The organism is Rhodococcus sp. NPDC003382 (genome assembly GCF_053589135.1).
Map to the genome: position 1 here is coordinate 15263 of NZ_JBSFRH010000067.1, position 15029 is coordinate 30291.

At 71.8% G+C, this 15029-nt stretch carries 13 protein-coding genes; 5 read left to right on the plus strand and 8 right to left on the minus strand.

Annotated elements, in window-relative coordinates:
* Nucleotides 1–7: 7 nt before the first annotated feature.
* On the minus strand, nucleotides 8–2143 hold the full coding sequence (locus ACWDUD_RS28340; RefSeq protein WP_450111487.1) for a hypothetical protein: 2136 nt from the start codon (nucleotides 2141–2143) through the stop codon (nucleotides 8–10).
* Between the two features lie 244 nt (nucleotides 2144–2387).
* Between ACWDUD_RS28340 and ACWDUD_RS28345 the strand changes: the two genes are divergently transcribed.
* On the plus strand, nucleotides 2388–3626 hold the full coding sequence (locus tag ACWDUD_RS28345) for a lipase family protein (RefSeq protein WP_282581989.1): 1239 nt from the start codon (nucleotides 2388–2390) through the stop codon (nucleotides 3624–3626).
* 21 nt (nucleotides 3627–3647) lie between these two features.
* Here ACWDUD_RS28345 and ACWDUD_RS28350 read toward each other — a convergent pair whose 3' ends face one another.
* On the minus strand, nucleotides 3648–3839 hold the full coding sequence (locus tag ACWDUD_RS28350) for a hypothetical protein (protein WP_374068785.1): 192 nt from the start codon (nucleotides 3837–3839) through the stop codon (nucleotides 3648–3650).
* 225 nt (nucleotides 3840–4064) lie between these two features.
* Here ACWDUD_RS28350 and ACWDUD_RS28355 point away from each other — a divergent pair, with 225 nt between their 5' ends.
* Both ACWDUD_RS28355 and ACWDUD_RS28360 read left to right on the plus strand, forming a co-directional pair.
* Complete coding sequence (locus ACWDUD_RS28355) at nucleotides 4065–4973, plus strand: beta/alpha barrel domain-containing protein (protein ID WP_197256123.1); 909 nt, start codon at nucleotides 4065–4067, stop codon at nucleotides 4971–4973.
* A gap of 13 nt (nucleotides 4974–4986) precedes the next feature.
* Entirely contained in the window at nucleotides 4987–5943 is a 957-nt protein-coding gene (locus ACWDUD_RS28360; protein ID WP_450111488.1) for a glycerate kinase, read from the plus strand.
* A 13-nt stretch (nucleotides 5944–5956) separates the two neighbouring features.
* Here ACWDUD_RS28360 and ACWDUD_RS28365 read toward each other — a convergent pair whose 3' ends face one another.
* The 6 genes from ACWDUD_RS28365 to ACWDUD_RS28390 form a co-directional block, all read right to left on the minus strand.
* On the minus strand, nucleotides 5957–6952 hold the full coding sequence (locus ACWDUD_RS28365; protein WP_248674286.1) for a hypothetical protein: 996 nt from the start codon (nucleotides 6950–6952) through the stop codon (nucleotides 5957–5959).
* Between the two features lie 63 nt (nucleotides 6953–7015).
* Complete coding sequence (locus tag ACWDUD_RS28370; protein ID WP_197256104.1) at nucleotides 7016–7498, minus strand: LppA family lipoprotein; 483 nt, start codon at nucleotides 7496–7498, stop codon at nucleotides 7016–7018.
* The gene (locus tag ACWDUD_RS28375; protein ID WP_450111489.1) at nucleotides 7495–9075 is read right to left on the minus strand and encodes an alpha/beta hydrolase; all 1581 of its coding nucleotides are present in this window, start codon (nucleotides 9073–9075) and stop codon (nucleotides 7495–7497) included. The genes ACWDUD_RS28370 and ACWDUD_RS28375 overlap by 4 nt, the downstream gene beginning before the upstream one ends.
* A gap of 124 nt (nucleotides 9076–9199) precedes the next feature.
* Complete coding sequence (locus ACWDUD_RS28380; RefSeq protein ID WP_450111490.1) at nucleotides 9200–11722, minus strand: ABC transporter permease; 2523 nt, start codon at nucleotides 11720–11722, stop codon at nucleotides 9200–9202.
* Between the two features lie 14 nt (nucleotides 11723–11736).
* Nucleotides 11737–12510, minus strand: coding sequence for an ABC transporter ATP-binding protein (locus ACWDUD_RS28385; RefSeq protein WP_450111491.1), 774 nt, complete (start codon nucleotides 12508–12510; stop codon nucleotides 11737–11739).
* Between the two features lie 79 nt (nucleotides 12511–12589).
* Nucleotides 12590–13351 (minus strand): SDR family NAD(P)-dependent oxidoreductase, encoded by a 762-nt coding sequence (locus ACWDUD_RS28390; protein ID WP_450111492.1) that lies wholly within the window; start codon nucleotides 13349–13351, stop codon nucleotides 12590–12592.
* A gap of 223 nt (nucleotides 13352–13574) precedes the next feature.
* Between ACWDUD_RS28390 and ACWDUD_RS28395 the strand changes: the two genes are divergently transcribed.
* Together ACWDUD_RS28395 and ACWDUD_RS28400 are read left to right on the plus strand one after the other, a co-directional pair.
* Nucleotides 13575–14156, plus strand: a complete 582-nt coding sequence (locus tag ACWDUD_RS28395) for a T3SS (YopN, CesT) and YbjN peptide-binding chaperone 1 (protein ID WP_450111493.1) — start codon at nucleotides 13575–13577, stop codon at nucleotides 14154–14156.
* Between the two features lie 27 nt (nucleotides 14157–14183).
* Nucleotides 14184–14954: a deoxyribonuclease IV gene (locus ACWDUD_RS28400; RefSeq protein ID WP_197256091.1), complete on the plus strand. Its 771-nt coding sequence runs from the start codon at nucleotides 14184–14186 to the stop codon at nucleotides 14952–14954.
* The last annotated feature ends 75 nt before the right edge of the window (nucleotides 14955–15029 follow it).

Here is a 15029-nt window from a genome sequence, read left to right on the forward strand (position 1 = left end):
CGAGCCGTCAGTTCCGGACCCGCACCCACGCGTCCTCGAGGAGCGCCACGAGGTCGATCTCGCGGCGGGCCCGGTACGCGCTCAGGACGCGGCGCGGGCGGGTTTCGTCCTCGAGTCCGATCGCGGCGGCGAGCGCGGCGGCCATGCCCTCCTCCGGCACGATCTCCGGCGTCGAATGCCCGACCAGCGCCAGCGCCTTGCGCAGCGGTTCGGCGTTGTCGGCGACCGTGCGCAACGGCACCACGTCGAAATGCCCGTCGGGGTGGAACTCGAGGAACACCTCGTTGTCCTCCTCGACTCCGAGATCCTCGAGGAATCGCCGGATCGTGCCGAGCTGCGGGGTCGCGCCGGACCACCGCATCACCTGCGTCCCCAGCCGGGAACCGAGCACCAGGCCCCCTCCGGGCGGGCATCCGACGATCCCGGCCACGGCGGACGGAACCGGGAAGTCGGCGCCGCGCAGGTGGTCGCGGGTGGCGGTGATACGCAGCCGGGAGACGTCGCCGAGCCGGTAGAGCCGGCGGGTGCGCTGCGGCGACCGCACCGCGACGTGGGTGCGGACCCGTCGCCGGACCCGGCCCCCGACGACCTCGAAGTCGCCGCTGTCCGCGAAGATCCGAGCGGCGGCCTCCGAGATCGGGAACCGCTCGGTCAGGGCGGCGGCCAGCGCGGCGGCGTCGGCGGACCCGCCGGCCCCGTCGACGATCCGGGCGATGCGCGCACGGACCGCACCCGGGATGTCGGTCTCCCACCGCGCGAGCGACCACAGTCCGGATTCGGAGACGGCGAACCGTTCGTCGTCCGCGAGCTCACCGATGACGGTCGCGGTGTCGTGGGTGGTGTCCATGCGGGTGACGAGGGCGGCGGCGGGCATCGGATCGCCGAGGATCTCGAGCACCTGCGCCGCGCGATCGGCGAGGCTGTCCTGGCGAGTGAGGATCCGGCCGTCGATCACCGGCAGCCCGCAGTGCCGCAGCCACGCGGTCAGTTCGCCGGCGGGCAGATTCCACAGTGCCCCGACGGCGGCGAGTTCGACGACCCCGTTCTCGGATTCGAACTCGGCGAGCAGGGCGCGTGTCTGCCGCTCCGCCTCGGGCAGGTTCGGCACCGCGACCCAGCCGTCCGCGACTTCGAAGCGGTCGTCGAGACGGTTCAGCACCCGGCCGAGCGGAACGTCGAGACCGGGAACCTGCCGGGACAGGTCCGGGGACAGCGCCAGGATCCGGTCGAGCGAGGCGACGGGTCGCACGTGCACGCGCAGCGCGGCGAGCAGGTCCCCGACCGCCGTGCCGAACGGGAACGTCGACGGGGCGGACGGATCGGCGGGAACATCGTCGAGGACCCGTTGCCGCAGGTTCTCCCGCTCCGGCGCGGGCAAGGCCGCGACGTAGCCGCCGAGTTCGGCGATCGGATCGTGCGGTCCGGGCAGCGGCAGGTCGCGCGCGGTCAGGGCGGTGATGCGCGCGGCGACCTCCTGGATCTCCTCGGGGGCACCGTCCTCGAGTTCGACGCGCAGCAGCGGCCGGTCGCCCTGGCCACGCAGCGTCCGCCAGCGGGCCAGTTCCGCGAGATCGGAGACGAGCAGGTCGAGTGCGGGCACGTTCGATCCGGTGGCCGCACCCTCCGGTGCGCGCAACACGCCGGGATCGCGCAGGATCGCGAGGACCATCGCCGCACACACGATCTCGTGCACGGTGGCGGGGCCGGCGCCGCGCACCGCGAACAGGTCGGACGGGCTGCGGTCGAGCAGCGCGGCCGTGGTCGCGACCCCCGGCAGGCGGTCGACGATCGTGGCCGCGGCGGTGCTCAGGTCCAGCGCGGCGACCGGCACGTCGATCCGGTCGGCGAGCCCGGCGGACAGCGGCATGTCCGGATGTTCGGTGACGTAGATGTGGGCGAGGGCCGCGCAGACGGCGGGAACGTCGGCCGAGGCGGCCGTCTCGGCCGGCGACTGCTTCTCCCACCAGCGGTCGCCGGGAGCGAGTTCGGACAGGGCCGCGGCGCGTCCGGAACCGTACCGGTCGAGCCACGGCATCAGATCGAGCCAGCGGCGCTCCCCGAGTTCCTTGTCGGACAACGCAATGGACCACAGCGACACGACCGGCTGCTCCTCTTCGACGCTCGGCGGGATATCACGAACCACGGACCCCCCACCGCCGCGGTCACCCACGAGAGGAAACCGCCCGGTCGACTCTACCGGTGCGCCACCGCCCGGGCTCGTGACGGGGCCGAGAGACCCGGGACGGCCCGGCGATTCGCCCGGATCGGCGCCCACCCGGCGGTAACGTTGACGGTGTCGGGGCATTCCACCGAGGTTCACCTCGAGCGAGGAGTTCCGGATGCGACGGCCACATCGCGCGACCCCCGTACTGTCGGCCGGATCGCTCTTGACCACAGTCCTCGTCACGGTGTGGCTCCTGTCGACCGCCGGCCCGGCGACCGCGTCACCGGTGTCCGGGTTCCCCCTTCCGCCACCGCCGCGTGTGACGCTCGACGACCTGCTGCCGACACCGATCACCGACGACGAGTTCTTCGCGCGACCCGCGGATCTCGAGGCCTACCCGCCGGGCACGGTGCTGCGGGAACGTGCGGTGCGGATGCGGGCACTGCCGGCGGCGCTCGTCCCTCACACCGCACGGCAGTTCCTGGTGCGCTCGACCGACGCGTCGGGACGGCCGATCCCGGTGACGGCGACGCTCGTGCTGCCCGACGCCCCGTGGCCCGGCGGGACGCGGCCGGTCGTCGTCTACAACATGGCGATCGATTCGCTCGGCACCCGCTGTACCCCGTCGTATCGGATGGTGCACGATGCCGTCGACATCGACGTCCCGCCGATGCTGCCGGTCCTGCTCGCCCACGGCTGGGCGGTGCTCGTCCCCGATCACGAGGGACCGAACATGGCGTATGCCGCCGGCCCGCTCGCCGGGCACGCCGTGCTGGATTCGATCCGGGGGTTGCGCACCGTCGCACCCGACCTCGCGGATTCTCCGCTCGCGATGACCGGCTACAGCGGCGGCGCCATCGCGACGGGCTGGGCCGCGCAACTGCAACCGACGTACGCGCCCGACGTGCAGTTCACCGGCGCCGCGGCCGGTGGGCTGCCCGCCGACCTGTCGCTGCTGCGGGCCACGATGAACGGGCAGCTCGGAGCCGGGCTGTTCCTCGCGGCGACGGTGGGTCTGGCCCGCGAGTATCCGCAACTGCTGGACCTGGCCGACCCGTTGACCGGGGTCCTGGCCCGGACCCCGCTGAAGGACCAGTGCACGATCGTACTGGCCGCCACCGGCGTCGCCATGGTTCCCGTCGAGGTGTTCACCACCGTCCCGGACCCGTTCGACGATCCGCGGGTGCGGCAGGTGCTCGACGACAACCGGCTCGGCGGGCAGATCCCGCAGGCCCCGATGTACCTGTACCACGGGTCGTCGCAGGTGTTCCTCGGTGACGAGTTCATCCCGGAATCGGGAGTTCTTGCCCTGCAACAGCAATGGTGCGCCGGCGGCGCGAACGTGACCTATGTGCCGGTGTGGGGTGAACACCTGACGGCCGCGGTCGCGGGTGCACCCGGGATGCTGGACTGGATCTCCGAGCGGCTCGCCGGTGTGCCGGCACCGCAGGGGTGCCCGTGAACGATCACGACGCCCGAACGATCACGACGCAGCCGTGTCCGAATCCTGGGCGTCCTGCGCGGCGGGCCTCAGCCGCAGTAGCACCAGGCCCGCGACGAACGCGACGATCAACGACGCGACCGCACCGTTGACGTGCAGGGCATTGACCGCGACCGCCGCCCCGCCGACACCGGCGAGCAGCGCACACCACAGCAACGCCTTTGCGATCACCACACCCATGACCACGCACCCTCCAAGGCCCCGATCCGACAAACGACAATAGTGTCACCCGTCACAACCGCTGCGACACCGGGTCCGGCGTGTCCGAGAATCCGCGTTCCGGCGACTCCCCACGGGCCGTCCCGGTCCGTAGGCTCGGAGCCGGATGCCCCGGCGGAATCCGGGCGTGAGACGAGGCGGAGGTACGGCGTGAACTTCGGGGACGTGCGACTGCAGGATGTGACCCTGCGGGATGTGACACTGCGCGACGGACTGCAGCTGACCGGCAAGCTCCTGCCCACCGAACGCAAGGTGCGCCTCGCCCGGTCCCTGCTGGCCACCGGCATCCCCGAGCTCGAGATCGGTTCGCTCGCCCGCCCGGACCTGGTCCCCCCGATGGCCAACACCCTGGAGTTGATCGCGGCGCTCACCGAGGAGGAACTCGATCGCTGCTGGGTGTGGGTCGCCACGCCGCGGCACGTGGAGAAGGCGATCGCGGCCGGCGCGCGCCACTTCCAGTACTGCTTCTCGGTGTCCGACGCCCACAACAACGCGAACATCGGCCGCGACACCGAGACGAGCGTCGCCGCGATGCCCGCCGCCGTCGAACTGGCCCACGCCGCCGGCGGCAGCATCCAGCTGTGCCTCGCCACGTCGTTCACCTGCCCGTTCGACGGCCCCGTCGACCCGGACCGGGTCCTGGAGATCGCGTGCGATCCGCGGACCGACGGCGCCGCCGACATCGTCCTCGCCGACACCCTCGGGCAGGCCGTGCCCGGCCAGGTCGCCGAGCTGATCGCGCGGGTCCGCACCGAATCCCCCGCGCGCCGGATCGTCTACCACGGCCACGACACGTGGGGACTCGGTGTCGCGAACAGCCTGGCCGCGGTGTCGGCCGGTGCGAGCGTCGTCGACGGGGCCCTCGCCGGGCTCGGCGGCTGCCCGTTCGCGCCCGGTGCGAGCGGTAACACCGCCACCGAGGACCTGCTGTTCGCAACCCGCCCGCAGTGGCTGTCGCCGGACGTGTTCGCCGATCTGGTGCGGCTCGGCGAGGACCTCGTGGCCGAACTGGACGAACCGAACCGGGCACGGGCGACGCAGGGCGCCCGTTCGGAAGCCGCAGCGTTCGAATGGGTGCTGCGTTCGTGACAGGATCACCAGCGTGCGGATCCTGATCGCCCCGGACAGTTTCAAGGGCACCTACCGTGCGGCCGAGGTCGCGGACTCCGTCGCGGCCGGCGCCGAAACGTCGGGGCACGAGACGATCCGGCTCCCGGTCGCCGACGGCGGCGAGGGCACCCTCGAAGTCCTGACCGGGCCGATGCTGCTCGACCGCATCGAGGTCGAGACGGTCAACCCGTGGCGGGTGTCGTGCGCGGGGACGTTCGGACTGGCACCGGACGGAACCGCCGTCGTCGAACTCGCGACCGCGAGCGGAATCACGACCCCGCACAACGGTTTCCGCGATCCGGTCACCGCGGACACCTACGGTACGGGCTTGCTGATGGCGGAGGCGGCGCGATGCGGCGCGGAGCGCATCGTCGTCGCGGCCGGTGGTTCGGCGACCACCGACGGCGGCCTCGGCGCCATCGCCGCGATCGACTCGTCCGGCGGCCTGCACGGCGCGGCGGTCACGGTCCTGACCGACGTCACCACCCGATACGTCGACGCGGCACGGGTGTTCGGTCCGCAGAAGGGCGCCGACCCCGCCACGGTGGATCTGCTCACCCAGCGGCTCGACGCGACCGCGATGGCCCTGCCGCGCGACCCGCGGTGCGTCGACGGCACCGGCGCGGCCGGCGGCTTCTCCGGCGGCATGTGGGCCCGGTACTGCGCCGAACTGCGCTCCGGTGCCGAATTCGTGCTCGACGCCCTCGCATTCGACCGGCATCTCGCGACCGCCGACCTCGTGGTCGTCGGCGAGGGGCGTCTCGACGGGCAGAGCCGCGCCGGGAAGATCGTCTCTGCGATCCTCGCCCGGACCGGGTCGGTACCGGTGGTCGCGGTCGTCGGGTCGGTCGGTGACGACCTCGGCGACTACCGCGACCGGTTCGCCGATGTGATCGTCGCGTCGGATGCGGACGCGATGCGCGCGGCAGGAGCCCGGCTGAGCCGCTGACCTTCCGAATCCCCTACGGGCAGGGCGCTGTCGGTGCGGGGGTGGGAGTCGGCGCGGGGCCCGTGTCCGGATCCGAGGCGCGGGCGGGCCAGGACGCGGGACGGATCTGCGGTGCGTCGGGTTCCTCCGATGCACACGGCGCCGCTTCCGGAGTTGCGGTGCCGGCCGACGCGGGCGGCGCGGACGTCGGGACCGGCCGTTCGTCGAACACGACGGCGGGTTCGTTCTCCCTCGATTCGCCGGCACCGCCGATCGCGACCGCGAGCCCGGCTCCGAGGATCGCGAGCAGCACGACCAGCACTCCCACCAGGGCGGCGATCCGGCCTCGGTTGTTGCCTCCCCCGGGCACCGGCGGCGGCGCGTCCTGCCGTGCCGCGACCAATGCCGCACCCGTCGCGCGGTGCCACGGCACCCCGTGCGGGGTCACGAACGGGACCCCGAGCACGGTGGCCAGTTCGCGGGCGGGACCGGCGTCGCCGGGACGCAGATCCAGGAACACCAGGGCCTGCGGCGATCGGCCGGCGCGGGCGACCGCCTCGTCCATCGCGTCCGGCAGCAGGTCGGCGTAGCCGACGAGTTCGTCGCCCTCCGGGGTCACGGCCGCCAGCACGCTGCCGGCGGGGACGTCCACGACCGACACGGTCTCCGCTCCCCCGCTGCGGGTGTGCACGGCCAGCACCGGGGTCTCGGCCAGTTCGGGGGCGTTGGCCAGGTACGCGAGCCGGGTCGCGTCCACGTCGGCCGGGGTCACTTCCACGGTCGCGGCCTCGCGGACGGCGTCGACGACGGCGGGATCGGCGACCAACCCGATGCGGCCGATGGCCAGCCCCGCGCGTTCGGCACGTTCGGTCATGGCGGCGACGGCACCGACCGCCGCGGCGGTCGTGTCGTCGGCGTCGGACGCGGCCCAGCGCTGCGAATCGAACGGGCCGAGCGCCGGTACATCGGCGTCGACGAGTACCGCGCTGATCTCCCCGTCGTCGACCGCGACACCGAGCACCGCACGCATGACATCCCCCTCGCCGGCACGGACTCACCTGGACGGACAACCGAGCGTAACCGACGGCTGCCCTCACCGCGGGTAGCAGCCGACCTCGAGTCCGAGCACCGTCGACACCCCGGCACCGAACGTGACCGCCGAGCCGTCGGAGGCGACCCGTCGTTCGTCGAATCGCCGGGCCAGCCGCGGCACCGCCACCCGCTGATGGAATCCGGCGCGGGCAGCGGCCCGGTCGAACACCGCCACGGCACGGTCCACGTCGTGGGGCACGCTGTGGTCGGACACGAGCAGCGGCAGGTGCGCGACCCAGCCGGTGCTGCCGTCCGTCATCTCGCACCCCGCGTTCAGCCGCGAGTGGTCGGTGCCGAAGACCAGTTCCGGGAATTCCGCCGACAGCGCGTCGGCGATCTCGTGGTGCACCCGCAGGTAGTGGTCGACGGCCCCGTCGATGGTGGTCGCGACCGGTTCCGGGACGGCGTGGAATTCCGGATCGGACGCGCATCCGGTGGTCGCCGCGAGCAGCAGCGCCACCGGGAGAAGTCGCCGGGCGCTCATCGCACCGCCTGCCCGGCCAGGCCCGCGACGACCAGTGCGACGTTGTAGGAACTCGTCGTCCCGGGGGTCAGGTAGGCGCTGTGCCCGATCGAGCCGCGGTACGCCTCACCGGTCGCGCCGATGCCCGGATCCGACGACAGCCGGGTCAGGCCGTCGAGGAAGCTGGGATCGCCGCCGAACGTGCCGACATCGGCGACCGGGTCACGGTCGGCCTCGACGAGGAACGCCGAGCCCGGCGCCAGCCCCAGGTCGTGGATGTCGTCGGTACCGATACCCGGCGCGCCGAGGAACACCGCGGCGTCGGCGGGGGCGCCCTGTGCCAATGCCATGCCGGTGACGAGCGCACCGTAGGAGTGCCCGATCGCCGTCACGTTCGGATTGTCCTCGCGCGCATCGAGACTCGTCAGGAACCGGGCCAGGCCCGGTGCCGCGCGGGTCGCCGCGAGATCGGACACCGGGCTCTGCTCCGTTATTGCGAGACCCCAGCCCCATTGCGGAGCTTGATAATTCAGCCAGGTCACCGCCGCGACCGAACGGTCCGGGCGACCGGACGATTCCAGCCCGCGCTCGGCCTGGGACCGGACCGCCGCGATCTGTTCGTCGTAGCCGGCGAGATTGCCCTGCACCGTCGAGCCGGCGCCCGGGGTGAACACCGCGACGTGGTCGGCGGTGTCGACGTCACCGACCGCGACCGCGGCCATCGCCTCGCGCCCGGACAGGTCGAGCGCCAGCAGCTGCCGGTCGCCTCGCGCGAGCACGTCGTCGACGGCGTCGAGCGCGGCGAGTTTCCTGCGGGTCTGTTCGAGGCCGGCGTCGGCGTTGCTGAACAGGCCCCCGAAGATGTTGCCGTCGAGTTCGGTGGCCAGCCGTTCGGCGACGCGTTCGAGCCGGACGCGCTCGGTCTCGAGCAGTGCGCGATTCGCGCGGTCGCGGTCGGCGGCGGGAATCCCGGCGAGCCCGCCGATCTCGCCCGGCCGGGTGGTGAGCAGATGCTCGCGGGCCTGCGCGCCGAGCATGTCCCACCAGCGCATCACTTCGCGCGGATCGGTGCCCGGCCCGGGAACCGGGACGATCGCCGGGCCCTGGGTGTGGATCCTGCCGAACGGTGTCCCGCCGACGTCGAGGTCGGCCGCGACCTCGGCGAGCGCGGCCGCGGCCTCGCGGTCGAGGGCCGCGGCGGACTCGAGGATCGCGGCGATCTGCGCGCGGATGTCGTCGGCGTCGGCGGTGCCGGCGGGCACGACGGTGCCGTCCGGTCCGATCGTCAGCCCGAGCTCCGCTGCCCGGCTCGCGGTTTCGTCGAGCCTGCCGCGCAGCAGCCGGAGCCTCGGCGCGCAGTCCGAGGCGCACCGTCCCACCTTCCGATACGAATCCGCGTGGTCGGCAATGCGTTTACCGGTCCGCGCGATGTTCCCGGCGGCGGTGTCGGAGGCTGCTCCGATCCACGTCTCGCCGAAGTCACCGGCCGCGCCGACGTCGACACCGACGTTCTCGATCCGCCCGGCGAACGCCCCGAGTGTGCCGCCGAACTTCTCGAGCGCGTCCGGATTCCATTGCTGCAGTTGCCGGATGTCCATCCGCTCTCACCCCCCGAACCGCACAGTAGAGGAGGGCAACGACAACCGGCCCGCGACGAGCGTCGCGGGCCGGGTGCCTGTGGATGAATCGTGCGGTTGTGGAAAACCGTCCTTCCTCGGACGGTTACACGTCGGCGATGGCCTCCAGCGGAGGCGTCTTCGCGGCGCGGGCACCCGGCCACAGGGCGGCCAGGACACCGACGACACCGGATCCGATCAGCATGGCCAGCACCTGGATCCACGGAACGGTGATCTCGCCGAGGCCCTGGTCGGCCAGGGTGCGGACGAAGCCCCACCCGAACACCAGGCCGAGCACCAGACCGATCACGGCGCCGAACACGGCGATGAGCAACGACTCGAGGTAGATGGTGCGGCGCACCTGGGCGCGCTGCATGCCGACCGCGCGCAGCATCCCGATCTCCCGTCGCCGTTCCACCACCGACAGCGCCAGGGTGTTGACGATGCCGAGGATCGCGATGACCACGGCGAGGGCCAGCAGCCCGTAGAGGACGGCGAGCAGCGTGTCGATCTGCGCCGCCTGCTGACCCTTGAACTGTTCACGGTCGAGGACCTGCACCACGACGAACTGCTTGGTCGCGTCCTCGAGCCCGGTACGGATCGTCTCCGGATCGCTGCCGTCCGCGGTGTTGAGCAGCACCACCATGGGGGCACGCGAGGCGGCCGGGACGAAGCGGTCGAGCATCTCCGGCGACAGGACCCACAGCCCGACGACCTGGTTGTCCTCGTAGATGCCGGCGACCGTCGTCTCGACGGTGTCACCGTCCCGGTTGGTCATCGGCACCGTCGACCCCACCTGCAGGCCGTGCTTGTCCGCGGTTTCCGCCGAGACCAGCATCTCGTCGCCCGCGATCTGTTCGGTGCCGGCGGTGATGTCCAGGGACAGCACGGTGTCGACCGGTCCGGACATGGCCGCGCCGAACTCGTCGTCGTCGCCGACCTTCGCCTGCACCCCGTACACACCGACGGCTTCCGTGATCCCGGGGACACCCGCGGCCGCGGTCTCCGCGCCCGCCGGCACGCCCATCATCTGGGGGCCCATGAGCATGAACTCGGACTTGACGCCGGTGTCGACGAGGGTGTTCACGCTGGACTTGGCGGACGCACCGAACACGGCGATGACCGACACCAGCATCAGGCCGAGGGTCAGCGCGAACGCCGTCGCCGCGGTGCGCCGCGGGTTCCGCGCGGCATTGGTGCGTGCCAGGCGGCCGATCGCACCGAACGGGCGGGCGAACACGGCGCCGAGCGCTCCGACGATCGGCTTCGACAACGCCGGGGCGGCGAGCAGAACCGCGAGGATCAGCCCGAGGGCGCCGACGCCGACGGTCGCGGCGGCGCCGCCGCCGGTCCCCTGCGCACCGATCACGACGCCGACGACACCGGCGACGGCCGCGACCGCGCCGACGATCGTGCGCACCCGCAGCGACTCGACGGTGGCCGTCGATTCCTCACGCATCGCGGCGACCGGCGGGACCTTCGTGGCCCGGCGGGCCGGGGCGTACGCGCTGACCACGGTGACGACGACACCGACCAGCAGCGCGATGATCACCGTGCGCGGCGCCAGCTGCAGCGGCCCGGACGGCAGCCCGATGTCCGCGGCGTTGAGGGCGGCGCGCAGCCCGTAGGCCAGGGCGACACCGCCGGCGATGCCCAGGGCACTGCCGACCACACCGACCACGAGGGCCTCGAGGGTCACCGAGCGTCCGACCTGCTGGCGGCTGGCGCCGATCGCGCGCAGAAGCGCCAGTTCGCGCAGCCGCTGCGCGACGATCATCGAGAAGGTGTTGTAGATGATGAACGTGCCGACCAGCAGGGCGATCGCCCCGAACGCGAGCAGGAAGTAGTTGAGGAAGCTCAGTGCCTGCTCGACGTCGGACTTGACGTCCTCGGTGACCTCGGCGCCGGTCTGCACCTTCAGATCGGGCAGGGCCGCGGCGACCTCGTCGCGCAGCTCGTCCGGCGACACGCTGCCGTCGGAGGCGACGTCCACGTACTGCACGTGCCGTCCGTCGGTGAACAGGTCGCGGGCCTGCTGCTCGGTGAACAGCGCCCCGACGTAGCCGCCGGTATCGGTCTCGATGTCGTAGATACCGCTCACGGTGACGGGCACGATGCCGCGGGAGGAGGTGAGCACCTTCGTCGCGTCCCCGACCGCGAGATCGCCGCGGGTGGCGGCGCTCGCGTTCAGGGCGATCTGCCCGGCGGCGACCGGCGGGCCGCCGGCGACGAACGTCTCGGGGTCACCGAGCACGCGGTCCGGCGGCAGGTAGGCGGAACCCTCCGCGGGGGCTCCACCGGTCTGGATCGCGGCGCCCTCCGAGTCGAGGACGATGACGCCGCCGCTGTACGCGGGCACCACGGCCTTGACGCCCGGCACGGCCGCGATCACGTCGATGTCCTGGACCGGGACACCGCTGGCGCCGGATTGTTCGGTGCCGACACGCACGTCGACGCCCTTGGCGACGTCGGCGAAGATGCTGTCGAACGTGCGCTGCAGGGTGTCTGTGAACACGAACGACCCGGTGACGAACGCGGTGCCGAGCACCACGGACAGCACCGTCAGCAGCAGCCGCACCTTGTGCGCGGCGATGTTGCGCAAGGCAACTTTGGTGATGGGATTCGACATGTGTGACGTGTCCTCTATTCCGCCGCGTATTCGGCCGCGGACACCGTGGTGGTGGTGTCGAAGCGCTTCATGCGGTCGAGCACGGCGTCGGCGGTCGGATCGCGCAGTTCGTCGACGATGCTGCCGTCGGCGAGGAACACCACGCGGTCCGCGTAGCTCGCCGCGGTGGGGTCGTGGGTGACGATGACGACGGTCTGGCCGAACTCGTCGACGGACGCGCGCAGGATCGACAGGACCTCGCTCGACGACCGCGAGTCCAAGTTGCCGGTCGGCTCGTCACCGAAGATGATGTCGGGCCGGCCGGCGAGGGCGCGGGCGCAGGCCACGCGCTGCTGCTGACCACCGGACAGCTCGCCCGGGCGGTGATCCAGGCGCTCGCCGAGTCCGAGCCGGGACACGACGGTGTCGAGCCAGTCGCGGTCGACCTTGCGGCCGGCGATGTCGAGCGGCAGCGTGATGTTCTCGAGTGCGGTCAGGGTCGGCACCAGGTTGAACGCCTGGAACACGAACCCGATGCGGTCGCGTCGCAGCTGGGTCATCTGCTTGTCGGACAGCGAGGTCAGGTCGGTGTCGCCGATGAGCACCGACCCCGAGGTGGCGCTGTCGAGACCGGCGAGGCAGTGCATGAGTGTCGACTTGCCCGAGCCGGACGGGCCCATGATGGCGGTGAACTCCCCCGCCGCGAAATCGGCGGTCACACCGGCGAGCGCGTGGACGGCGGTCTCTCCGGTTCCGTAGATCTTCTTCAGGTTGATGGCGCGAGCGGCTGCGGCGCTGTGAAGTGACATGCGCTCCATCTTCCCGGGTGCCCGGTTCGGGCACCATCGGGGACCACCCTGATCCTGGCCCCCGGGGGTGCCCGGGTGGTCAGCCCCAGCGGGCCTGACCACCGTCGAGCGGGATCGTCGCGCCGGTGAGGTAGCGGGCATCGTCGCTCACGATCCACGCGACCGCGCGCCCGATGTCGTCCTCGCAGTCGCCGATCCGGCGCAGCGGAATGCTCGCGACGAACTCGGCGGCTTCCTCCGGCCGGTTCTCGGTCCACCACTTCAATCCGGGCGACAGGGCGTGGGGGGCGATCGCGTTGACCCGGATGTTGTCCGGCCCCCACTCGGAGGCGGCGGTGCGGGTGAGCGACCGCAGGGCTTCCTTGACGGACGCGTATCCGCCGTAGCCGCTGGTGTCCCACCGCACCGCGGCGGAGGTGACCATGTTGACGATGTTGCCGCCGCCGCGTTCCTTCATGATCGGATACACGGTCTGCATCGCGTGCAACGCGGCGATCGGGCCGGACGCGTAGGCCTTCGCCATCAGCCCGGGCGTGAGGTCGAGCAGCGGGCCGAGCGGGTTGAGGCTCGCGTTGTTGACGAGGACGTCGACGCCGCCGAACAGCTCGACGGTCCGCTCGATCGCGGCGGTGATCCGGGCGGTGTCCGCGATGTCGCACACGATCGGCTCGGCGACGCCGCCGAACGCGCGGATCTGCTCGACGGTGTCGACGAGCTTGGACTCGGTGCGACCGGTCACGGCGATCGAGGCGCCCTCCCGGGCCAGCGCGAACGCCACCCCCTGTCCGACGCCCTGCCCGGCTCCGGTGATGAACGCGACCTTGCCCTCGAGTATGCCCATGGACGACCTTTCCGTGCTCTCGCGCAGTGGTGTTGTCGCGCTTTCGCGCAGCGGTGTTGTTGCGTGCCGTCGCGTATGCAAACAGATCCGGCAGGACGACGGGCCGCGCCGTCCCGGTGATCGGTAACCGGGCCGGACCTGCACCGCTCCCGTCCGCGGCCATCGCCTAGGCTCGTGCACCGAGGCCGTACCACCCGAGTCGGCGCCCCACCGGGAGGAAACGATGACCGAGCACGACACGCACGACGGCCCGATCCGCCTCGACGGCGACCTCGCCGTGGCCACCGAGGAACGGCAACAGCTGATCGACCTGAGCATCCGTGCCCTGGCGGAACTGCTCGGCAGCGCGCCCGAGACCGACGAGGACGGCGACATCGCGATCCCGGTCCACGGGTTCGGCGTGTACGTCACGGTGGCCGAGGACTCCCCGGAGCTGCACGTGTGGTCGTCGCTGCTGAGCGACATCGACAGCGGGGGCAACACGGCCGCGCTGGTCGCCGAGCTGTCCGAGGAGTGGCCGCGTCTGCGCTTCAGCTTCCAGCAGGGCCACCTGCTGGTGTCGACGATCCTCGACGCCGACCCGTTCGCGCCCCAGCACCTGGTGAACCTCATCGGCGAGATCCACGAACTCACCCACGAGGTCGACGACGACTTCGCGGCCCGGTTCGGCGGCGTCCTCGACTGCGACGCCGACGACGACTCGTACGCCGGTGGATGCGGTGGCGGCGGCTGCGGCGAAGGATGCGCGTGCGGCCACGACAACGAACTCGGTGCAACCATCCCGGTCGGAGAACCCGAAGCGTAGGCAGGCTCCGGCGTTACGCTGGAGCCCATGCGGATAGGCGCACACGTCCGTCGGGACGACGATCCGACCGGTCAGGGTGAACGTCTCGGCGCGGACCTGGTGCAGGTCTTCCTCACCGACCCGCAGAAATGGGACACGCCCGGACCGCATCCGCGTGCCGAGCAGATCCTCGCGTCCGACATCGACGTGGTCGTGCACTCGCCGTACGTCATCAATGTCGCGAGCCTGAACAACCGGCTGCGGATGCCGTCGCGCAAGGCGGTCGCCGAGCATGCCGCGGCCGCCGCCGCGATCGGCGCGTTCGGCCTCGTCGTGCACGGCGGGCACGTCCGCGAGGGCGAGAACGTCGCGGCCGGGGTGGAGAACTGGCGGAAACTGTTCGAACGCCAGGAGGACAAGGGCGGCTTCGGGGTGCCGATCCTCGTGGAGAACACCGCGGGCGGGGACTTCGCGATGGCCCGCTACGTCGACGCGATCGGCCGGTTGTGGGATGCCATCGGCGACTACGGCGCCGGGTTCTGCCTCGACACCTGCCACGCGTGGGCGGCCGGTGAGGATCTCGTCGACGTCGTCGAGCGGGTGCGCGCCGTCACCGGACGTATCGATCTTGTGCACCTGAACAATTCGCGCGACGAATTCGATTCGGCCCGCGACCGGCACGCGAACCTCGCGGACGGGCAGATCGACCCCGCGCTGCTCGTCGAGGTCGCCACCGCGGCCGGCGCCCCGATCATCCTGGAAACACCCGAGGACGGAATGGCCGAGGACATCGCCTTTCTGAGGGAAAAACTGGGCTAGCGCCCCGGTGTGCCTTTGTGGCGGTGGTTTGTCCCCCCCACTCCCAACGCGGGGTGTCCCCCCCACGCCGCTGCT

Excerpts from the sequence above, each read along its gene's own strand:
- ACWDUD_RS28390 (WP_450111492.1), bottom strand. The coding sequence starts at position 13,351 with ATGGGCATACTCGAGGGCAAGGTCGCGTTCATCACCGGAGCCGGGCAG.
- ACWDUD_RS28365 (WP_248674286.1), bottom strand. The coding sequence starts at position 6,952 with ATGCGTGCGGTGCTCGGTGTCGCGGTCGACGACGGGGAGATCAGCGCG.
- ACWDUD_RS28385 (WP_450111491.1), bottom strand. The coding sequence starts at position 12,510 with ATGTCACTTCACAGCGCCGCAGCCGCTCGCGCCATCAACCTGAAGAAG.
- ACWDUD_RS28375 (WP_450111489.1), bottom strand. The coding sequence starts at position 9,075 with ATGGACATCCGGCAACTGCAGCAATGGAATCCGGACGCGCTCGAGAAG.
- ACWDUD_RS28395 (WP_450111493.1), top strand. The coding sequence starts at position 13,575 with ATGACCGAGCACGACACGCACGACGGCCCGATCCGCCTCGACGGCGAC.
- ACWDUD_RS28370 (WP_197256104.1), bottom strand. The coding sequence starts at position 7,498 with ATGAGCGCCCGGCGACTTCTCCCGGTGGCGCTGCTGCTCGCGGCGACC.
- ACWDUD_RS28400 (WP_197256091.1), top strand. The coding sequence starts at position 14,184 with ATGCGGATAGGCGCACACGTCCGTCGGGACGACGATCCGACCGGTCAG.
- ACWDUD_RS28380 (WP_450111490.1), bottom strand. The coding sequence starts at position 11,722 with ATGTCGAATCCCATCACCAAAGTTGCCTTGCGCAACATCGCCGCGCAC.